Annotated in this window: 21 protein-coding genes; 10 read left to right on the forward strand and 11 right to left on the reverse strand. The window is 36.1% G+C overall.

Annotation, left to right across the window (positions count from 1 at the left end; translation table 11 throughout):
* The first annotated feature begins 104 nt into the window (after window positions 1-104).
* Both C7H19_RS11735 and C7H19_RS25660 read left to right on the forward strand, forming a co-directional pair.
* Complete coding sequence (locus C7H19_RS11735) at window positions 105-2285, forward strand: PhoX family protein (protein ID WP_106457069.1); 2181 nt, start codon at window positions 105-107, stop codon at window positions 2283-2285.
* A 182-nt stretch (window positions 2286-2467) separates the two neighbouring features.
* Complete coding sequence (locus C7H19_RS25660) at window positions 2468-2653, forward strand: hypothetical protein (protein WP_181280591.1); 186 nt, start codon at window positions 2468-2470, stop codon at window positions 2651-2653.
* Window positions 2654-2696: 43 nt separating this feature from the next.
* Here the strand turns inward: C7H19_RS25660 and C7H19_RS11745 are convergent, their stop codons facing one another.
* The 11 genes from C7H19_RS11745 to C7H19_RS11795 form a co-directional block, all read right to left on the reverse strand.
* A complete protein-coding gene (locus C7H19_RS11745) occupies window positions 2697-3278 on the reverse strand; it encodes a hypothetical protein (RefSeq protein WP_106457070.1) in 582 nt (193 codons plus the stop codon).
* Between the two features lie 128 nt (window positions 3279-3406).
* Window positions 3407-5515, reverse strand: coding sequence for a cation:proton antiporter (locus C7H19_RS11750; protein WP_106457071.1), 2109 nt, complete (start codon window positions 5513-5515; stop codon window positions 3407-3409).
* 154 nt (window positions 5516-5669) lie between these two features.
* A complete protein-coding gene (locus tag C7H19_RS11755; protein ID WP_342752279.1) occupies window positions 5670-6251 on the reverse strand; it encodes a Uma2 family endonuclease in 582 nt (193 codons plus the stop codon).
* Window positions 6252-6352: 101 nt separating this feature from the next.
* Window positions 6353-7204: a nitrate ABC transporter ATP-binding protein gene (locus tag C7H19_RS11760; RefSeq protein ID WP_106457073.1), complete on the reverse strand. Its 852-nt coding sequence runs from the start codon at window positions 7202-7204 to the stop codon at window positions 6353-6355.
* A 102-nt stretch (window positions 7205-7306) separates the two neighbouring features.
* The gene (locus tag C7H19_RS11765) at window positions 7307-9325 is read right to left on the reverse strand and encodes an ABC transporter ATP-binding/substrate-binding protein (protein ID WP_106457074.1); all 2019 of its coding nucleotides are present in this window, start codon (window positions 9323-9325) and stop codon (window positions 7307-7309) included.
* An 85-nt stretch (window positions 9326-9410) separates the two neighbouring features.
* Window positions 9411-10250 carry a nitrate ABC transporter permease gene (ntrB, locus tag C7H19_RS11770; RefSeq protein ID WP_106457075.1) on the reverse strand — a complete coding sequence of 280 codons (840 nt, stop codon included), beginning with the start codon at window positions 10248-10250 and terminating at the stop codon, window positions 9411-9413.
* Window positions 10251-10289: 39 nt separating this feature from the next.
* On the reverse strand, window positions 10290-11654 hold the full coding sequence (locus tag C7H19_RS11775) for a CmpA/NrtA family ABC transporter substrate-binding protein (RefSeq protein ID WP_106457076.1): 1365 nt from the start codon (window positions 11652-11654) through the stop codon (window positions 10290-10292).
* Window positions 11655-12256: 602 nt separating this feature from the next.
* Complete coding sequence (locus C7H19_RS11780; protein WP_106457077.1) at window positions 12257-12907, reverse strand: Uma2 family endonuclease; 651 nt, start codon at window positions 12905-12907, stop codon at window positions 12257-12259.
* Window positions 12908-12923: 16 nt separating this feature from the next.
* Window positions 12924-13241, reverse strand: coding sequence for a thioredoxin (gene trxA, locus C7H19_RS11785; RefSeq protein WP_106457078.1), 318 nt, complete (start codon window positions 13239-13241; stop codon window positions 12924-12926).
* Window positions 13242-13333: 92 nt separating this feature from the next.
* Window positions 13334-14158 carry an SDR family NAD(P)-dependent oxidoreductase gene (locus C7H19_RS11790; RefSeq protein ID WP_106457079.1) on the reverse strand — a complete coding sequence of 275 codons (825 nt, stop codon included), beginning with the start codon at window positions 14156-14158 and terminating at the stop codon, window positions 13334-13336.
* A 197-nt stretch (window positions 14159-14355) separates the two neighbouring features.
* Window positions 14356-14589: an antibiotic biosynthesis monooxygenase gene (locus tag C7H19_RS11795; protein WP_106457080.1), complete on the reverse strand. Its 234-nt coding sequence runs from the start codon at window positions 14587-14589 to the stop codon at window positions 14356-14358.
* 241 nt (window positions 14590-14830) lie between these two features.
* On the opposite strand from C7H19_RS11795, the gene C7H19_RS11800 reads away from it, so the two are divergent.
* The 8 genes from C7H19_RS11800 (at window position 14831) to C7H19_RS11830 (ending at window position 21149) form a co-directional block, all read left to right on the forward strand.
* On the forward strand, window positions 14831-15715 hold the full coding sequence (locus tag C7H19_RS11800) for a sugar phosphate nucleotidyltransferase (protein ID WP_106457081.1): 885 nt from the start codon (window positions 14831-14833) through the stop codon (window positions 15713-15715).
* A 380-nt stretch (window positions 15716-16095) separates the two neighbouring features.
* A complete protein-coding gene (gene aroF / locus C7H19_RS11805) occupies window positions 16096-16938 on the forward strand; it encodes a 3-deoxy-7-phosphoheptulonate synthase (protein WP_106457082.1) in 843 nt (280 codons plus the stop codon).
* A gap of 242 nt (window positions 16939-17180) precedes the next feature.
* Window positions 17181-18155, forward strand: a complete 975-nt coding sequence (locus tag C7H19_RS11810) for a carbohydrate kinase family protein (RefSeq protein WP_106457083.1) — start codon at window positions 17181-17183, stop codon at window positions 18153-18155.
* A 14-nt stretch (window positions 18156-18169) separates the two neighbouring features.
* Entirely contained in the window at window positions 18170-18364 is a 195-nt protein-coding gene (locus tag C7H19_RS11815; RefSeq protein WP_106457084.1) for a hypothetical protein, read from the forward strand.
* 813 nt (window positions 18365-19177) lie between these two features.
* Window positions 19178-19465 (forward strand): hypothetical protein, encoded by a 288-nt coding sequence (locus C7H19_RS11820; protein WP_106457085.1) that lies wholly within the window; start codon window positions 19178-19180, stop codon window positions 19463-19465.
* A 704-nt stretch (window positions 19466-20169) separates the two neighbouring features.
* Window positions 20170-20400 carry a hypothetical protein gene (locus tag C7H19_RS11825; RefSeq protein WP_106457086.1) on the forward strand — a complete coding sequence of 77 codons (231 nt, stop codon included), beginning with the start codon at window positions 20170-20172 and terminating at the stop codon, window positions 20398-20400.
* 23 nt (window positions 20401-20423) lie between these two features.
* Complete coding sequence (locus C7H19_RS25665; protein WP_181280592.1) at window positions 20424-20570, forward strand: hypothetical protein; 147 nt, start codon at window positions 20424-20426, stop codon at window positions 20568-20570.
* A 30-nt stretch (window positions 20571-20600) separates the two neighbouring features.
* Window positions 20601-21149: a hypothetical protein gene (locus C7H19_RS11830; RefSeq protein WP_106457087.1), complete on the forward strand. Its 549-nt coding sequence runs from the start codon at window positions 20601-20603 to the stop codon at window positions 21147-21149.
* The last annotated feature ends 113 nt before the right edge of the window (window positions 21150-21262 follow it).

Below are 21262 nucleotides of genomic sequence, written 5' to 3' on the forward strand. Positions count from 1 at the left end.
CAAACCCTTTTTAATTCAATAATAAATAATAATTTAACCTTTTCCTAAACTAAATTTAGTAAAAATAATATATAATATATTCGATTGATTATAAAACGGATAATATGAATCTAAAACGTCGCCATTTTTTAATGTTTATTGGTGCAACAGTTGGCGGAACCCTTTTAAGACTAAATGAAAAAACTTTTTCAATGCCTTTTTCTAAAATAGTAGCAAAGAAAAATTCTGAACTAAGTTTTCAACCCATCAAAACACCTATACCATTAGAAATTGATTCATATACTAAAGAACAACAAATAGCCACCTACTCGACTTATGAAGTGGTTGATGATTTAGTTTTACCCAAAGATTTTACCTATGATATTATTGCCGCTTGGGGTGATCCTGTAGGTGATTCTCGTTTTGGCTATAATAATGACTATTTATCGTTTATTGAAACTAAACCTAATGAAGGCTATTTAACCATAAATTTTGAGTATATTAGTGGTCAGACATGGATGAAAACTTATGAGAAAGTTATTGGAAAAACATTACCATTCACTGAAGTAAAATCAACTTTAGCAGCAAACCAAGGAGAAATTAACGCTTTTGCTCTTTCTGATAGCGATCCACTAAAAACAAAAATTAAAGAAATATCAAAAGAAGGTTTAATTGATCTAGGAATTGGGATTATTTCAATTCGTCGTAATAAAGATGGAAAATGGGAAAGAACTTTCTCTGATCGAGATCGCAGAATTACAGGTATATCAGGTTTAGAAGATCAAAGATATCTTAAATCAACAGGCCCCAGTGTTGCCGTTTTTACTAAATCGAATAAACTCGGTTATGAGGATCAATTAGGTAGTAAAATAATCGGAACATTCCAAAATTGTGCAGGAGGGACAACACCTTGGGGAACCGTTTTTAGTGCCGAAGAAAACTTTCAAGATCAAGTATACGATCCTGTTATGGCAGATGGTACCTCTTTTAATCCTTCAGCAAAACCTTTTTTTATTAATGATGTCGAAATAGACGGACGCGGTAATGTATTTGGTTTAGCATCCAATAAATATGGTTGGATGGTTGAAGTTGATCCCGCTAACCCCAATGACTACGGAACAAAACACACTTGGTTAGGTCGCTATCGTCATGAAGCAGTAGGGTTTAGAGTAGAAAAAGGAAAACCTTTAGCAGTCTACTCAGGATGCGATCGCAGAGGTGGACATTTATACAAATTTGTCTCTAAAGATTTCATCCGCAACCCCAAAGATAAACAAAACTCCCAACTTTTAGAACGTGGAATGCTATACGGGGCAAGATTTAACCCCGATGGTACCGGAAAATGGCTCCCTTTAACCCTAAATACCCCAGTTGATCCCGTTTTACCCAGTCAAATTGTTGAACGCCAAAAAGTCGGCATAGTTGCATTACCTAATCCTAACCGCACAGAAGGGGGCATTGTAGCCTATACAAAAGATGAAGACATCGCCTTCTATAAACAAAAATTCAAGACCCTTAGTGACCTTTATGAGGGCAATCCAGCCGAGAAACAAGGGGCTATCCTAATTGATGCTCATTATGCCGCAAATGCCGCAGGAATCACCTGTACCGCTAGACCCGAAGATACGGAAGTTTCCCCAGATGGGACACTCTATATTACCTTTACTTCTGGAACACCTGGCGAAGATGGTGGACCTGATAAAAATATCTTTTTTGGGACCAAAGGAGAAACCCCCTATGAATATGGTTGGATCATGAGTCTAAAAGAAGACCAAAACGATCCATCGGCGATGTCTTTTCGCTGGCGGATGTTTGCAACTGGAGGTGAACCCACACAAGGGGGACTCGGTTTCTCGAACCCCGATAACCTAGAATTTGATGCAAGTGGTCATCTTTGGATGGTCTGTGATATGTCTACAACTTCTCACAATGATCCTAAGAAAACCCTTGGTATTTTTGGCAATAATACAGCGTGGTTTCTCCCGACTTCTGGCCCGAATATGGGGAATGCTTATCCATTTGCGATCGGTCCGATGGATACTGAGTTAACGGGGCCTTGGTTTACCAAAGATCAACAAACCTTATTTTTATCTGTGCAACATCCAGGTGAAGCAGGAGGAACTCGTCAAGACATGGCTTTTGAGGAACGAGAATTTACGCTTAATACGACCCAAAGACAAGAATTTATGCAACAGCGTAAAGTTCCAATAGGATCAAACTGGCCAAGTAAACAAGCAAATGATCCGCCGCGTCCGGCTGTTGTTGCGATACGTCGTGTAGATAATCAGGGAATTTCGCGTGTTTAAGGTTTAATTCAGCCATTTTAAGCATTAATCGCAGGTGAAGCAGCAGGAATTTTAGATCTACTTATTGGAGAAGGGATTAGACCTTCTATTCTAACAGGAGTAAGAGCAGCAGAAGCCATTGATCAAGCTGCGTCGGGTAATGCAAATGCCTTAGCGAGATACACCGATATTATTGATGATGAATGGGGTCTAGACATGGTTTTAGCACAACGTCTAGCAGGTTTATTCTATCAGTTTATGGGGTCAAACGTCCCGCAGAAGGACAAATTATGGGTAAAATACTTTGTGAAAAACTGCGATATAGTGAAGTTGTTGAACAAGCAATGCAGAGATTAAAAAAATCTTTAATTCCTGGATTTGGACGATGATGATAAAATGGGTTGATCACAAGTTCAACCCGTTTCTAATTGTTTAAACTTTAGCCCGTGTCGTTCCTAAAGAATAAGCAATTTGATCAAAATCAATATCTTTAACTGGATCTGTTAAATTATCTGGTATAAAAGTTCCTCGAATTTCTGGATTAAAAAACAGTTCACCAGACGCTGTAGAATCATCAGAAGTTAACGAAGCAAAACCTCGAACTTCTAAAAAAGATTGCTGATTATTTAAAAATTGTTGAACATCGGGTAAAAGCTGCAATGATACAGTTGCCCAACTGGGTAAAATAAAACTATCGCTTTCATATCGAATAAATTTTTCGTTTACTGCTTCAATGCGTTTAAAGTTTATCGGAATATTTTTAGCCGCAACATCATACAGCAAAACGGTTTTATTGTCTAGGATTCTAGTTTCATTTGGTGGAGAAGCATTTGGCGGATCAGAAGGTTCACTAATTGTCAAAAATAATTTTAATTCTCGATCTCTTTTTTCTAAATTGGAAACCGTTAAAAAATAGCCTTGAACAATAACTCGACTTAAAACATTAGCTTGAGAAGCCGTTGCTGTACGAGGTGCGATCGGTTTCAGCAATAATTCAAATGGAGAGATATCCATTTTGTTCACCTTTTTTGATAAATTGTCTATATTCTGTTTATTGCTTCATCTAGAACAATTTTAATTACCGAAAATTTAATATATTGTAATAATATCAATTGACTCGCTTTGCCAGAGTTAGATAAAAATTAACTATTATTCTCAGGTTCACCGAATAAAACCAAAGAACCCGTTAATCTTTTTAAAATTTCTGTCGTCAAGTCACTGACAGCAAGTCCTCCCCCTGCTGTTTGACGACGGACCGATCGCAAAACCGTTAAATCATAGGTTTTAGATTCTTTTATAATGACTTGGGAAATGTTATCGTGAGTAATCGTCTTAATCTCAGATGTTACAGGAAATCCAAATTGATTGACTACATTTAATAAATCTTCTTTAAAAGTAGCAATTTGACTAGATGAGGTATAGCGACGGCAAACGTGCAACAATGTTACAGAACCTTGATTCGTATCCGCTAAAAGATGAGCAAATCGAATTACTCTAATCATTTCTGGTGTAATATTTTTTACAGGTACTAAAAGATGATGGATGTTAACGGGTTCATCTAATAGACGCATCACAGCCACTGGACAATGTGCCGAACGGAAAACACTATCAATAACCGTACCAAAAAGACGCGCCCGCAAGCCAAAGGTTTTACTCCAACCCATAATAATTAAATCGGCATTTTTTTCACGGGCAGCACGACTAATACCATGAGAAATCTTATCATCAATTCGGATCGCGGGTTGAGATTCCACTTCAAATTCTTGACTCAGTTGAACCGCTTCTCCTAACATTTCTCTACTTTTATAAAGACGTGTATTTAATTGCGGTGAGTCCATATGAACATGAGATGTAGCAACCGAAAGCGGTACAATAAGACCAGACTCATGACGGGCTATTAACGCCGCCATTTCTATTAAATTGCGTTGTGTTGTAGGATTATAAATGGGAACAACGATCGTAAACGGATGATTTGGGGCAAAAGGTTCGGCTTTTGGGAGTAATTCAGAAAGAATAATATCTCTTTTTTCAGAACTATCTTCTAGCTTGGCTTTAGGTACAGAAAGATTTCTCGCAAATCTAGCCGTTAATAAAGGGCCTAGAATAGAAGTCACCAGCATTAAAACAATTACACTATTAAAAGTAGCTTCGTTTAAAAGTCTTTCTCCTGCGACATTTTTCGCTTGATATGCAGCTAAAGCGGCGGCTAATGTAGCGGCAACTTGCGGTAAAGAAAGTGACCACATCGTCATCCCTTCATTAAAATTATAACGATAAATAATTTTACTAATAAAAGCGGCTAAAAATTTGGCGACAATTAACCCTAAAACAATAGCAAGCATTAAAGGAAATTGAGTAGTAATGGTTTTAATGAAAATGGGAATATCTATTAATAAACCCATCGCCACAAAAAACATCGGGATAAATAATGTACTTCCCATAAACTCAATTTTTTCTTTAACGGGACTTCTCCCTAAAACATCATTAACGGCTAATCCTGCTAAAAAAGCACCAATAATCTTTTCAACATTAATAACTTGCGCCCCTAATGCTGCAAGAAATACCGCAAATAGAACAAAAAGAAATTGATTACTTTCTTCGTCTCCTGTGCGTTCAAAATACTTTTTACCTGCCCAGTCTAAACCAAAAAGAACTACTATACAATAAATTCCTAAAGCGACTAATTGCAAGATGAGACTTGCCGTAGAAAACTCACCTTGATGAATCGAAAGGCAAACCGCTAGAACCACTAAAGCTGATATATCTGTAAAGATTGTCGCCCCAATTGTTACCATTACTGCTTCATTTCTAACAACACCTAAACGTTGTACAATCGGATAGCCTAAAAGTGTATGAGATGCAAATAAAGAACCGATTAAAATTGCACCATTCCAACCATAATCGAAAAATCTACCGATAGCAGTTCCGATAATTAGCGGAATAATAAAAGTAGCAAAACCAAAACCCAGAGAACGATCTTTTGTTTTTTTAAATTCCCCTAAATCTATCTCTAAACCCGCCACAAACATCAGATATATCTTTCCGATATCCTCTAGTAGGTGCATCGTTTCGGATTCACCATCGAGTAAATTTAATCCATTTTTTCCTAACACAACTCCTGCAAAAAGTAAACCGACTAGCCCTGGTAATTTGATTCGCTCAAAAAGAGGCGGAAGCGTTAAAATAACTAAAAGAAGAATCGTAAAAGCAACAAGCGGATTATTAGAGAGAAAGCTTAGGGTTTTTTCCATTATGTGCGCTAGTCATTAAAAATAGATTTAAAAAGCATCGTTCTATAGAATTAGATTGATTGATACTCTCCTAGTCTATCTAGCCTGATTTAGTCGCTTGATTACATCCCCTATAAGATAGAGAGAAGTTTTTATTTTACATTTTATGCTTGAATTATCTATCTGGAAATTTAACTCTTTTGTAGAGATCAGCTAAAGTAATTTCAATAGGTACGGTTTGCAAGGTAATTTTATCGTCATCTTCGTTATATTCATACAAAGACCATTGTTTATGATCAACTTTGACATATTGATCTACGTGTTTTTGTGTTTGAGTGACTAAAATATATTCTTGGAAACTCGGAATGGTTCGATAGTTTTTAAATTTTTTATCTTTGTCATAACCACGTGTTGAAGGTGAGAGAATTTCTATAATAACTTGAGGATTAATGATGGTATCGTTTCGATTTTCATGATATTCAGCCTCTCCAGAAATAATCATGATATCAGGATAGGTATAAACATTACACTGAGGTATCCATAGACGAACATCACCAATGAATACGTCATAATCTTGGTCGTTTAACGCCAAATGTAACGCAGCATAAAAGTTCCCAGCGAGTCGATTATGATTAGTTGAACCATCTGCCATAGGTATAATTTGTCCATTAATGTATTCACTTTTGTCTTTAGCTGTTTCTTCCCGTTCTAAATATTCTTCGGGTGTCAAATATTGTTGTTCTACAGATTGCATCATAATTACCTCTATAGAAATTTAGCCATATAAAAAATCAAATAAGGTGAGTACAATTATACCACCTTATATCAAATATAACTTAAATTTTTATTCTGCTCTAATTACGCCGCATCATCATCGTGAGCAAAACGATTATAGAGGAAGTCTAAAGCATAGTTACGCAGATTATAATATTCAGGATCTTCCATAATCCGATCCCGATCTCTTGGACGTGGAAAGGGAATATCGAGGATTTCTCCAATATTAGCAGATGGGCCATTGGTCATCATCACTAAACGATCGGCCAAAAACAAAGCTTCATCAATATCATGGGTAATCATCAAAACCGTACAGCGATGATCTTGCCAGATTTTGAGTAATTCTTCTTGCAATTCTTCTTTAGTAATTGCGTCTAACGCCCCAAACGGTTCATCTAAGATTAACACTTCAGGACGGATTGATAAAGCCCGCGCAATAGATACCCGTTGTTTCATCCCCCCCGAAATTTGTGGGGGTTTCTTGTCTGCTGCTTCACTTAATCCGACTAAAGCTAAATGTTCCTTGACAATTGATCTTTTTTCTGCTTCTAATTTACTAGGATAAACCGAATCAACTGCTAAATAAACATTTTCAAAAACCGTTAACCAAGGTAATAGCGCGTAACCTTGGAAAACCACCATGCGATCGGGGCCTGGTTCAACAATATCCTTACCTTTAAGGCGAACTGATCCATAAGTCGCATCAGCAAAACCAGAAACCATATTCAATAAAGTAGATTTACCACAGCCAGAGTGACCAATAACACAGATAAATTCACCTTCATTTACCGTTAGATTAACACCATCGAGAACCGTATAGGGACCTTTCGGAGTGGGATAAATTTTTGAGACATTGTCGATCTTTAAAAAAGTTTCATTAACTGAAGATTGATCGTATGGATTGATCGTTTGTGTTGTTGTTGTCGTGTATGCCATGATAAATACTCCTTATTGTGTCTGAAAATAGTCGAGTTTGGCGACCAAACCGCTACAAAAATGGGGTTAGGGACGGTTTGGCGACCAAACCTAGGCAATCATTTAGGCTGCTACTAAACTTTGACCGACTGAAGATCGATGATTAACAGCCACCTCAGCCATTGTCACATTCTGTTTAATCGTTTGATTATTCAGATAGCCGATCGGATCTTCTGCATCAAATTCAATCCCATCAAACAATATAATCGGTGAGCGGCGATATTTAATATCCCCTAAACCTAATTCACGGGCTGCCGTACTAAAGACACTCACTTTACAGACTCTTTCTAGGATTTCTACCCAGTTACGAGGGAAAGGAATATGCCCCCATCTCGCCATCTGTGTCATCATCCAAAGATGTTCGGTACGACTGGGACGATTTACGCCTTCGCCATAGAATAAATGATGGGCAGCTTCCCACATGGGATGTTCTAAGCTACAAGATTGATCATTTGGATCAGCGAGTTGAATGTAGTCTACTTTGGTACTAAGATACTGACGACTAGCGAGTAAATGTCTGATCTCTTCTCTATTAGCAGGATCGGCGCAGTAAGCACAAGCTTCTAAAAGGGCTTTCACTAAAGCAACGTGGCTATTGGGATACGCATTAGCCCAATCTTCGCGCACACCTAAAACCTTTCCGGGGTGATTTTGCCAGATTTCAAGATCTGTCGCTACCGTAAACCCGACACCTTCCATCGCAGCCCGCAAATTCCAAGGTTCACTCACACAATAACCATCTATAGTACCCGCTTTGAGATCGGCAACCATTTGCGCGGGGGGAATGGTTTCCAGATGAACATCTTGATCTGGATTAATACCACCAGATGCTAACCAATAACGCAATAATAAATTGTGCATTGAGGACGGATGTACCATACCGAATGTATGGCGTTCGTCCGCCGATTCAAGTAAATAGCGTTTTAGAGCATTACTATTCAAAACCCCTGCTTCATAAAACTTTTTACCCAAAGTAATCGCGTTACCGTTGCGAGTCATGGTTAAAGAGGAAACAATGGGTACAGATTGTTCATCCTGTCCACCCGCCGTTAACCACGTTGGCATCCCAGAGGGCATTTGAGCCGCATCTAAGTAACCACCGATCATCCCATCGACGATCCCCCGCCAACTGGTTTCACGGACTAAATTTACTTCATCTAGACCATGTTTAGTAAACAATCCCTTCTCTTTGGCAACGACTAACGGCGCACAGGCAGTTAGAGGTACAAAACCAATTTCTAGGTTAACTTTTTCGAGTCCATGACGGGCAACTACAGCCGTTTTTTGCGCCCGAAGTTTTTTGATGCGTTTTTGTTGGTTGAGGAAATAGATAATTTCACTGCGGAGGCTGTAATAACTAGGATGGTTTACGACTTCCATCCGTTTACGGGGACGCGGGATATCGACTTCTAGGATACCACCAATTTTCGAGCCAGGCCCATTGGTGAGCATGACGATGCGATCGGATAATAACACGGCTTCATCGACATCATGAGTTACCATGACTGAAGTTACATGATATTCCTCACAAATTCTCATCAACTGTTCTTGTAAATTTCCTCTGGTTAGTGCATCCAACGCGCCAAAAGGTTCGTCTAATAAGAGTAGTTTGGGACGGATGGCTAAAGCACGTGCGATCGCTACTCGTTGTCTCATCCCCCCCGACAGTTGTCCTGGTTGTTTATCTACAGCATGACGCAACCCAACGAGATCAATATGTTCTTCAATAATTTGATTTCGTTCCGCAATGGGTAAACCCGTCATTACTTCATCGACTGCAAGGGCTATATTTTGGCGAACTGTTAACCAAGGAAGTAAAGAATAATTTTGAAAAACGACCATTCTTTCGGGGCCAGGTTCTTTGATCCTTTGTCCTTCTAGGGTTACAATTCCTTCACTGGGTAAGTCTAAACCTGCCATCATGTTTAATAGGGTCGATTTACCACAGCCTGAGTGACCAATTAGAGAGATAAATTCGCCTTTTTTGACTTCTAAATTAATTCCTTTGAGGGCGATATATTCACTTCCACCAGAGAGGGGAAACACTTTATCAATATTATCAACTGCGACAAATACACTCATTATTTTTTTCCTATTTAATTTATTTTGTTTATAGAGGGTTTGGCGACCAAACCCCTACGCTCATCGGGTTGTATGTCCTTTCAAATTAGTTGTCTGGAAGAATTTTTGTTTGGATAAAAGCGACAAGTCGATCTAGGATTAAACCAACTGCACCGATATAAACCAGAGCTAAAATGATGTCAGAGATGTAGTTATTTTGATAAGAATCCCAGATAAAGAAACCGATTCCGACGATACCAGACATGACGATTTCTGCTGCAATAATCGCTAACCAAGCAAGACCGATCGCAATTCTTAAACCTGTGAAAATGTAAGGGAGCGCAGAAGGAATCAGAATCTTGAAGAAGAATTTTTGTTGAGAAAGTTTGAGAACTTTTTTAACGTTGATATAGTCTTGAGGAATTTGTTGTACACCAACAGCAGTATTAATCAAAATCGGCCAAACTGCGGTAATAAAGATGACGAATAACGCGGCAGGTTGGTTTTGTTGTAAGGCGGCTAGGGCTAAGGGAACCCATGCTAAAGGCGGAACTGTTCTTAAGAATTGAAACAAAGGATCTAAAGCTTTATTCCAAAAAGAATTGAGTCCAATAACAATACCTACACTAATGCCCACAACTGCCGCTAAAACATAACCAATTAAAACACGTTGTAAGCTGGCTAATACTTGCCAAAATAGACCGACATCTGTTCCGCCACGATTGAAAAATGGATACATTAAATAAGTGCGGGTTCTCTCATTGGTAATTAGATCACTTGGCGGGGGTAATTTAATTAATCCAATCATTGAACAAAGTTGCCAAATCGCTAGAAAACTTAAAATACCGATGATTGGAGGAATAATATCTTTAGATTTCTTTTTCCAAAATTTAGAGAAAGCATTAGATGAACTTGCGCCGTTACGATTTCTCATTGTTGCTGTCATGGTGATGAACGCTCCTTATAAGTAATTTGACTTAGATACTTAAGCTTTTTTTATTGCTAAACTATCGAGGTAGGCCTGGGGATTTTCTGGGTCGAATACTTTACCATCAAAAAACTTTTCAACTCCTCGGGAGGTACTGGTAGGTATATCAGCATCGGAGATACCAGCTTCTTTTGCTGCTGCTTTCCAAATATCCTCCCGATTTACTTTATCGATTAATGCTTTGGCATTCGTTAAGGTATCTTTGGGTAAAAAGCCCCAGCGAACGCTTTCAGTTAAGAACCACAAATCGAGACTCTTATAGGGATAAGAAACACTACCGCGAGGCGATTTCCAATACAAGGCGGCTTTCTGGAAATCTTTAATTTCTGGCTGGTTATCACCCATAATGTAAGTTCCGAGTAACATCGGTTCAAGAACACTGACTGGAACGTTAAAATACTTCGCACCAGAGAGAATTTGAGCCATTTCTGCTCGATTGCCTTCTACATCGCACCACTGTTGAGCCTCCATAATGCCTTTGAGAAGTGCTTTCGTCGCTTTCGGATTTTTGTCCACCCAATCACCACGCATGGCAAAATATTCTTCTGGATGGAATGGCCAAATCTGAGAGGTTAAAGCGGCGATAAAACCAATGCCATCTCCAACAATACGAGCCGGCCAAGGATCACCTGTACTGAAGGCTTCCATCGTTCCAGTTTTCATGTTGGCTACGGTTTGAGCAGCAGGTACAGTTAATAGATTCACTTCTGTATCTGGGTTAATGCCTCCAGCAGCTAACCAGTAACGTATCCAAAAATCTTGGTTGGCTTTGGGAAATGTATATGCGGCTCTGAATGGTTTGCCCGCTTGTTTTAAACCACTAATATAATCTTTTGCTTTGCTTGCATCTAAACCGATATTTTTACCTTCTTGGGTTTTAGCGACTGCAATTCCATTCCCTTGAGTGTTTAGCATTGCTAAAACATACATAGGAACTTTAACATTGTTTTTGGTGATCAATCCTTCAGAAATTAGATAAGGCATGGGCATTTGCCATTGTCCACCATCAATACCACCACCTGCGGCACCAATCTCTACGTTATCCCTAGCAGAACCCCAGTTTGCTTGTTTGGAGACATCTACACCCGTCATCCCGTATTTAGCAAAAAATCCTTTTTCTTGAGCAATAATTAAAGGTGCTGCTTCAAAGATTGGCAAAAATCCTAATTTGACTTGTGGGGTTTCGGGTGTTGTTTCTGGCGTTAAGGCCGTTGGTGCGCTTGTTGTCGGTGTTGTCGTTGTTGGTGAACTGGCTGTACCAGAAGGTGCCGGCGGATTTCCTAAACACCCTTTCAGTAATACAGCCCCAACAGCAGATGTCGCAGTTGTTGTTAAAAATCTTCTTCTAGAAAAATTGGACATAAAATTCCCTCCCTGCTGGTAATGACTTTGTTGCAGAACAATTTGGTAAAGGTTTTTAGTTAAAAGCTTTCTGCCTTTCTCAGGTTATGAAAGCTGTACTGAGTTTTTTAATACAGTTTAGCTCCGTCTTTATTGAAAACTAACTGAATTCATATAGAGTATCTTACATGATTTTTGGAGTAATGATTGATTTTTATGAAAGTATTTGTAAGAAAATTTTAATTTTATTGATAAGTATCAGTTAAGAGTATTGATTTAACTAGATTTCAGCCTTTTTTTTGCTTTCTGGCTGCTCATTCTTTATAGCAAAAAGTATATAGTTTGTATTTTATATAATCAATTAAAGAAAACTTTTATCGGGATTTTGTCGCCAAATTTCATAAGTTAATAACAAAAACATATAATTAATCTAAATTAAATTTAAATCTATTATATTTAAAGCAAAATGTATCACAGAATACAGACGCAATATAAACACGGTTCGGGAAGCAAGCACCCCAAGTAGAACGCAACGGGTACAATTTCTCGTGTTTTGGGCTAAATGAGGCGAGCAATCGCAGACGGGCACTTGTGAGAGAAAAACTGGTTTTGTAGCTTGAAGATTAATTCAGTTTTCCGTCTCTTAAATCCTGTTCAAACTGTCGTAAGGCTAGACTAGAACCATTATTCCAAGCAAGTTCTACATATTTCGGCAAGATTTTTTTTAGCTCAAATTCTCTGAAAATCAAACTTTGCTGATCTTGATATTCTTTACCATCAAAAATATAAATCAATAAGTTGCCCCGACGATAAATCCATAATTCAGGAATCCCAATAGCTTGATAATCCTTTGCTTTCGTGGTAGAAGTTAAATCTACTTCGAGCGCTAAATCTGGAGGAGGATCGATACTCAGATCGATTTTCTCTTTACCTAAAATAGCTTGACGGTTATCGATATAGAAACAAGTATCGGGTTCTACTCCCGATAAAGCAAATCGTTTGAGGGTAATTGGATCAAAGCATTCCCATTCTAACCCTTGATGACGTAAAAGAATTTTAACTAAATCTCTGAGGGTATCAATTCTTTTTCCGTGACTGGGAAGGGGAGCCATTAGTAAAATCTCATGAGTACTATCATTAAAATAAATTTTAGGATATGTTTGCTCTTGGCGAATTTTTAGAAGTTGCTCATAATCTTCCCAAGTTTGATGGCGTAAAATGACTTCACTTCCGGGGGACAATGTAAGCGTATCTTGGCTAACCTTTACAAGCATAGTTTTTTTGCTCTTGTTACAGAATCGTTTGCAATTGTTGTATTAACTGTTGTGCTTGTACTACACCTTCAATTCGTTCTATAGGTTGCCCGTTTTTGAAGAGAACCAATGTCGGTAGGGCATGAATCTGATATTGCGTTGCTAAGTTAGGATATTTGTCTGTATCAATTTTTACAATTTGTACACGATTTTTTAAATAGGCTCCAACTTGTTCTAAGATAGGACTCATCATCTGACAAGGTCCGCACCAAGTCGCATAAAAATCGACTAATACGGGTGTTGCTGAATTGGATAATAGATCCTCAAAGCTGGTAAATTGCTTTTTAAGTGCCATAAAATTTTAGTTGTTAGAAAAAGTAAAAAACTAAGACAGTACTTTCTTTCTTCGTAACTTGATTATAGCGAAACCCCAAGATAAAGAATCAATTATTTAGCGACATCTTTGTGTTGAAAGGTCTTACGAATCACCCAACGAATTAAAGAAGGTACAATTGTGTAAACTCCTTCCGTTGCTTGTGCAGAACCGACAAAAACTTTTTCTTTTTTATGTTGTACCGCATCCCAAACCGCATTGGCAACATCTTCGGGTTTTTCGATTAATGGATTATTCATCAGTTGTTCGACTTGTTGTCGTCGCATCTGCTGATCGTTTTCATCCCTACCAGTAAATATAGCTCGTTCTAAAAAATTAGTTTTAATCAAGTTTGGATAAATACCACCAACATGAATACCTTTAGGCGCAAGTTCAGTATACAAGGCTTGTGTCATTCCATTGATCGCGTATTTACTGGTAGTATAGGGAACTAAATAAGCTAGAGGAACTGTCCCTCCAATTGAACAAAGATTAATGATCGTTCCTTTCTCTCTTAAGAGCATATGGGGTAGTAAAGCATGAATGGTATGGATATATCCCCATAAATTAGTATCAAGAGTTCGATGCCATTCTTCTAATGTAAACTGTTCTATTGGTCCTGAAACGTATATACCAGAATTATTTACTAACACATCGATCGCCATAAATTCATTAAGTGCTTTTTGGATTAGAATATTAACCTGTGCTGGATCTCTAACATCAGTTGGAATAGCTAGAGTCTTAATCGAAAAACGCCCACTCAACTCATCGGCTACCGCATTCAATCGATCGCTTTGTCGTGCTGCTAAAATAATATTGTAGCCTTCTTGGGCAAATCGGTAAGCTGTAGCTTTGCCAATTCCTTGAGACCCTCCCGTAATTAATATTGTTGCTGTCATAGGATAATAATAATTAATGTTTTTTTATTTAATTTTGTGCCAAAAATTCTCAAAAACCGTCTGACTTTGGTTAGAGATTGTTTCTACTCCTATAATTTATTTAATTACTTTATTTTTCAATAGTCATCATATACATAATTAATTTGTAAAGACGTGCCATGAACACGTCTCTACGATTGCTCCAGATTTAATATTATTTAGCCAATTTGTAGTTCTTTAAAAGAATCAAGATCTTGAACTGCAACTAGCTTTTCTTCATCTTCCCAGTTAGCGATCGCTGTTACTTCTGTTTCTTGTTCATTTAAGATAAGGTTAGAACTAATATAACCCACTTGTAAGGGTAAAATTTCGGTATAAAGTTTTCTAAGTTTTTCAAAACGTGAATCTTTTTTACCCGAATCTAAAATAAAAGTCTTACTCAAGGTAATCATTTCCGTAGCTCCATTTCAATTTAAGGACTAACATTCTTATTGTGACGATTTTGCTTTTTGGGATGTCAGGGGGAATAACTGTCTTTTTTGGTACGGTTTTCATCTTGTTTATGGTTAGGGAAAGAGCGTCTGTAACGTCAATATATGAAATGTTTTCATGAATTTGGCTAAATTTTGCTAACGTTAAATAAGGATTTGATTTCTAAACCTTTATCAATCAACAATCTGTGTGTTTAAAAATATGAATCAACCTTTACATAAAGCGGTTATTCCTGCTGCTGGTTTTGGTACACGTTTATTTCCAGCAACGAAAGGAATAAAAAAAGAATTTTTTCCTTTAATCGATCAAGATGGACTCGCTAAACCTGTTATCTTAATTATTGTCGAAGAAGTCATCAAATCAGGAATACAAGAAATTGCCATTATTATACAAACTCAAGATTATTCTTTATTTGCTGACTTTTTTAAAAATCCACCACCAGCTAAATTTTATAATAAACTCTCAAGAGAAAGTAAAAAGTATAGTGACTATCTACAAGAAATAGGCGAAAAAATAACTTTAATTCCCCAAGAACAACAAGAAGGTTATGGTCATGCGGTTTACTGTGCCAAAGATTGGGTAAAACAAGAACCTTTTTTATTATTACTCGGCGATCATGTTTATCGCTCTAATATCGATAAATCTTGTGTCCATCAATTAGTCGAACTTTATCAACAATATCAAACGAATGTGATCGGTTTAACAATTATACCTGAAGATATTATTCATAAAGCAGGTATTATAACAGGCAATTGGCTAGAAACATATTTACTATCAATTACACAACTGGTAGAAAAACCATCTATAGATTATGCGCGAGATCATCTTCATATACCCAACATGAAACCAGATGAATTCCTCGCTATTTTTGGAATGTATATTCTACAACCCCAGATTTTTGATTATTTAGAAGACGAAATAAAAAACGAGCAACGACTTAAAGGAGAATTTCAATTAACGACTGCTTTGGATCAGCTTGCAAAAGCACAAGGAATGCTTGGTTATTTGGTTCAAGGTCAATATTTTGATATCGGAATGCCGTTGTTTTATCGTCAGACCATGATTGATTTTAAAATGGGTTCTTGACAAACTTGAAAAATTGTGGTAAATTTGACACATAATGGAAAAGGTGTACGCCTACAAACTCGATATATGATACGCAATTCCTACTACTTATTTTATTGGTTTAGATTGGCTCATCAGAGGCGATCCTAATTAAGTATGGGATAGTCAAGATGAGCCGCAGTAAGTTAAATAGCTGCGGTTTTTGCTTTATATACATTCGTTCGTTAGAAAAGATTATGCTTACCCCCCTATTTTACGGATTTTATTTTTATTGGCCTAAACGAGGTTTTGGGTAAGTTTATGATGCTGCTAACTAACGCGCTAATTATAGAACCCGGAACCAAAAAAAGGTAACGGGTTTTTTTAATGTCCAACTTTATAGACTAAAGGAAGTTACAATCATGTTCAATGCGAAACTAGCCTCTTCTACTGATCTACAACAAACAACGATCGTCAAACTCTCATCTAATGTAACAATTGGAGATGAGGAAATTATAATTATTGCAGGACCTTGTACAGTGGAAAGTTATGAGCAAATGGAGACAGTCGCTCAAAAACTCAAAACCAGTGCTATTCAAGCAATACGAGGAGGTGCATACAAACCGCGAACATCTCCTTATGCGTTTCAAGGGTTAGGAGTCGAAGGACTAGAAATACTTGATACCATTAGACAACGTTATAAAATGCCTGTGGTGACGGAAGTAATGGGAACAGAAGATATTCACATAGTGGCAAACCATGCGGATATGTTACAAGTGGGGAGTCGGAATATGCAGAATTTTAACTTACTCAAGGCATTAGGACAAGTGAATAAACCGATACTCCTCAAGCGTGGTTTAGCTGCAACCCTTGAGGAGTTTGTTTTTGCCGCAGAATATATTCTCAGTCATGGTAACCCGAATGTTGTTCTATGTGAACGGGGAATTAGAAGCTTTGATACATATACTCGTAATGTACTCGACTTAGGTGCAGTCGTCGCACTCAAACAAATTACCCATTTACCCGTTATTGTCGATCCTTCTCATGCTGCGGGAAAATGGGAACTTATACCTAATTTAGCAAAAGCTGCGATCGCCTGTGGTGCCGATGGATTAATTATAGAATGCCACCCCTCACCTGAAAAGTCGGTTTCTGATGCACGTCAAGCTTTAACTTTAGAAGCAATGGTAAACCTAGCAGAAAGTTTAGCACCCGTAGCAAATGCAGTAGGACGTAAAATTGCAAAAACTTTAGCGCTCGTTTAGAAATGTATCTGTAGGGGTTTGGAAACCAAACCCGAAAAAAGATTAATCACCTGTTGTCTAATTTATTTAATCAGAATTGGATTCCCGAAAGACACCTTATATTGCGTCTGTATTCTATGATACATTTTGCCCTAAATATAAGATATATGTATATTAAAAATATAATGAATAAGAAAAAATAAGATAGAGACACCTGTTTTTTTGTGCCAGTCTAGTAGTAGTTGTATTTACTTCTACTACTAATGACTTCTTTAATATTGTGTTTAGGCGAAATACTTTTCGACTTATTAGCCGATCAAAACGATCGAGAAATTACCCAAGTCACCTCATGGACATCATACCCTGGCGGTGCGCCTGCGAATGTAGCTTGTGCATTAGTAAAACTGGGAACACCATCAGCATTTATGGGATGTGTGGGGGAAGACAAACAAGGAGATACTTTAATAGATCTTCTGAAAACGACTGGAGTGGATATAACGGGAATACAACGTCATCAAACAGCGCCAACGCGACAAGTATATGTAACCCGTTCCAAAAATGGTGAGCGTCATTTTGCTTCTTTTGGAGAAACACCGACGACAGAATTTGCCGATACACGTTTAGTAGCAGATAACTTACCTAATTTTTTATTTCGTGATGCAAAAATTCTCGTTTTGGGAACACTAGGATTAGCTTATCCTGATACCCGACAAGCCATGTATCGAGCCATAAAATTAGCAAAAGAAAATCAAGTAAAAGTATTGATTGATCTAAATTGGCGACCTGTATTCTGGGAAAATTTAGAGGATGCACCCCCATTAATTTTAGAAATGCTGCGATGTGCAGATACGATCAAATGTTCTGATGATGAGGCAAAATGGTTATTTAATACAGATCGTCCCCAAGAAATACAACAACAACTAAAGACAGTCAAAGGGGTGTTAGTGACAAAAGGAGAAAAAGGATGTCAGTATTGTTTAGGGGAAAATCTCGGACAAGTCGATAGTTTTAAAGTTGCTACAGTCGATACAACAGGTGCAGGAGATAGCTTTTTAGCAGGTTTTATTCATCAATATCTCAAACAAGATGAAAAGATTTTTTTATCTGAGCAAATAGCAAAAGAAATAGTAATTTATGCGAGTGCTGTCGGTGCATTAACAACAACGAAACCAGGTGCGATCGCTTCTCAACCCAACCCACAGGAAGTACAAACTTTTTTAGCAAATTATCAACATTAGAGGTTTTTAAAATCGTGAAAAATCGATTAGGAATTAACGATAATGAACTAGCAAATTTAGACTATAGTAATATCCTTGAGCAGATTTTAGCTTGTTTAAAGAGCAAAAATCCTTATGCCTTTACACAGGATGGACAAAGATTAGAATTAAAAATATATGAAATTGCGACAGAACTTTTATCCAAAAAGCTAGAAAGTCCTTTAAGTTAGGCTCAAGGAATTAAATCAGCTAGTGTTAATTTTAGTATATTATATGAAGAGAAATTTACTAAGCAAATTCGAGCCATTCGTGATCAACTTCATCAAAATTTCAGTCAAGCGATACCCTCAAATTGTGTAAATTTTGAACAAGCAATTCAGCAACTTTTATTAGATTTAGATAATTTTCGTGGTAAAAGCGATAATATTGATTTTAGTTAAACAACGACTTAGCCTAACAAATAACACAAAAGGCAGTAATTCCCTATTAAAATTACATAAAGCTACTATTACCGTTCAAAAAATTTCCGAAATACAAGAGCAACTCAAAAAAAGTTTAAACAATTATATACAACAGCAATTTGCTAATGAATACTAAGACACTCAAGATGATTTAGCAGAAATACTCAATGATTTTTTTAGAGACGAGAAATCAGATTTTTATCGGCTTTTAAAAGTCATTCAAGAAGAAGTTGTCGGCAAACTTAAACGAGACTTAAAAATCCGTTATTTAGAATATCTTTTAGATAATATTTCTGAAACAGAGACAGAAAAAAGTAAGCTACAAAAACTCAAAGATAGATTACGATTAATCGAAGAATAGATTTACCAGATAATTATTATAAAGTAAACTATCAAGGAATTGAAATAAATTATAGAAATACATTTTCTGATGCTGATGCTTTCGATATGCTGCCTATTATTCCGATTATTGATGGATATTTAGGAGAAAAAATAACGAGCAAAAAGGAGAAAAAAGCTTTATATTTGGCTTGAAGATGAAACTAGATAAGTCAGTCAATTCTCAAAAAAGTGAAATCAAAAATGTTTTTAATTATTATTTATATAGAAAAAGTACCAAATCTTAGCTATTCTCAAAAAGAGAAAACTTTAAAAATTGCTTTTTTATACTATTTAGTCTTTGCTTCAAAAAACAACCTTATTACAAAATTTGAGGAAAGATTATTGCCTTATCTAAAAAGCTCTAATCCTGTCGAAAAAAAAGAAACATTGATCGCTATAAAAGATAACTTAAAAGAACTTAATGTACAAAAAGATATTAATAAATTAAAAAAATTAATCACTAAATTTTTAAGTAAAAAAACAATTTAATCACGTCAAGAATATCCCGTATTCATTAGTATCAAAAAAGGAATATTAGAAAAATATCTAGAACGCATACTTAGAGAAAGAACATTTATTAAATCTGTTTTTAAAGAAAAAAGTAAAGAATACTTACAATATATAGTTATTCAAAAAAGACAAACAGATCAAAATTCTTTATGTCAAATTACTGTTAGTTTACTGATATAAGATTTTTTCCAACAAATGAACAACAAAAATTTAATTTAAGCAAATGAAGAACTCAAAATACTTCCTTTACTAATAGCACCAGTGCGCGAGAAAAATTGTAAGATAGTGTATCAGAAGAATTTCCAAAAAAATAATATTATTGTTTTTTCTTATAATGAAGAAAATCTCAAGAAAAAAATATTTAATACTTTAGATAATTATCAAGATTTTTTTTTCGTTTAATTTATTCTTTATTAGCATATTTATGTATTAAAGTTATTTTAAAATATGTAGATGAGCCAAAAAATGTATTTTTTCTAATTATGAGATTACAACTTAATAATAAAGACACATTAGAAGAAGAAAAATTTATGCGATCGCTTGCCAAAGTACTATCACATTTGTTGAGTTAAGAGTGTTTATCTAACTCGCAAGGTTTTCGTATTAATGATAAAAAAACAGAAAAATATCGAAGCAGTAATAGTAAAAGTTCTCTTTATTCAAGATTACCAAAAATATTTCAAATGAAAGATAATAAAGATTATCCACAATTGGATAAAATGGTTATTATAATTGTTTCCAGTTGGTTATGTGATCAAAGCTCTCGAAGTCAACAGAAAATATCTAATTTATTAGGAGAAATTATCCAAATAGAAAACCTAGGAAATGGTAAAATTAAGTTAGATAATTATCAAACATTTTCGGCTAATTTAGATCATGATGAAATGAATCTAGAATACGTCCCAAAAATATAATTTTAAGCGAAGTAGCTCAATACTTGACAAAACTTTTAGAACGAGTCCAAATTACACTTAAAAATGTGGTTAATGATAAGTCTTTATCTTATCTTTCTCAAATCCGTTCTTTTTCGGAAAAATTCGAGCGTAGTATTCAGCATAATTTAGCAAGTTTACTAAATTTATAAAAAATTGAAAATAGCTATATTTTAGGAAATATGCTGATTGTTCCTATAGCTGATCAAATAATGCGAGAAAAATATGAATTACCTTGCCAACAAGAATATATTAATAATGACCAATTACTTAATAAACTTCTCGCAATATCTTATCAAGAGGAATACCATACAGCATTAAGATTAGCCGCCTATGATGCTATAGATTTAATCAATGAATTGCAGTCACAACAAGACAACAATATGACACAAATTCTTGAACAAACGAGTCAACGCTTTGATCAGTCTTATTCTATACCTTTGTTTGTCTTAATTAGTAAAACTGAAATGAAAGAGTATTTTTCCAGTAAAAAAACTCATACAGAAATTGAGGGGAACTCATTTCGGGATTATTTAGAAACTTATTTAAAAACAAGATTCCCCATAACTAATGTACTTCCCATCGGCAGACAATATGAAGAATTTCCATTTTTAGTCTTCACAAGCTACAGTTTTAACCAACTTAGAGAACAAATTTTTACTGAGCGACAAATGTTTATTTCACATGAATTAAATATTTTGAATTTAATCTTGTCCTATCAGGAAGTGTGAACCAGTCGCTTAAAACATATATACTCTGAACCTCTAATTATCCAGAAAGAGTTCTGAAGTGTCACCCTTTGGATGTACTCTATTAGGAGTAAACAAACCACCTATAGAAACCT

Origin of the sequence: Aphanothece hegewaldii CCALA 016 (assembly GCF_003007785.1) — a bacterium.
In the GTDB taxonomy this organism is placed as follows: Bacteria; Cyanobacteriota; Cyanobacteriia; order Cyanobacteriales; family Microcystaceae; genus Chroococcus; species Chroococcus hegewaldii.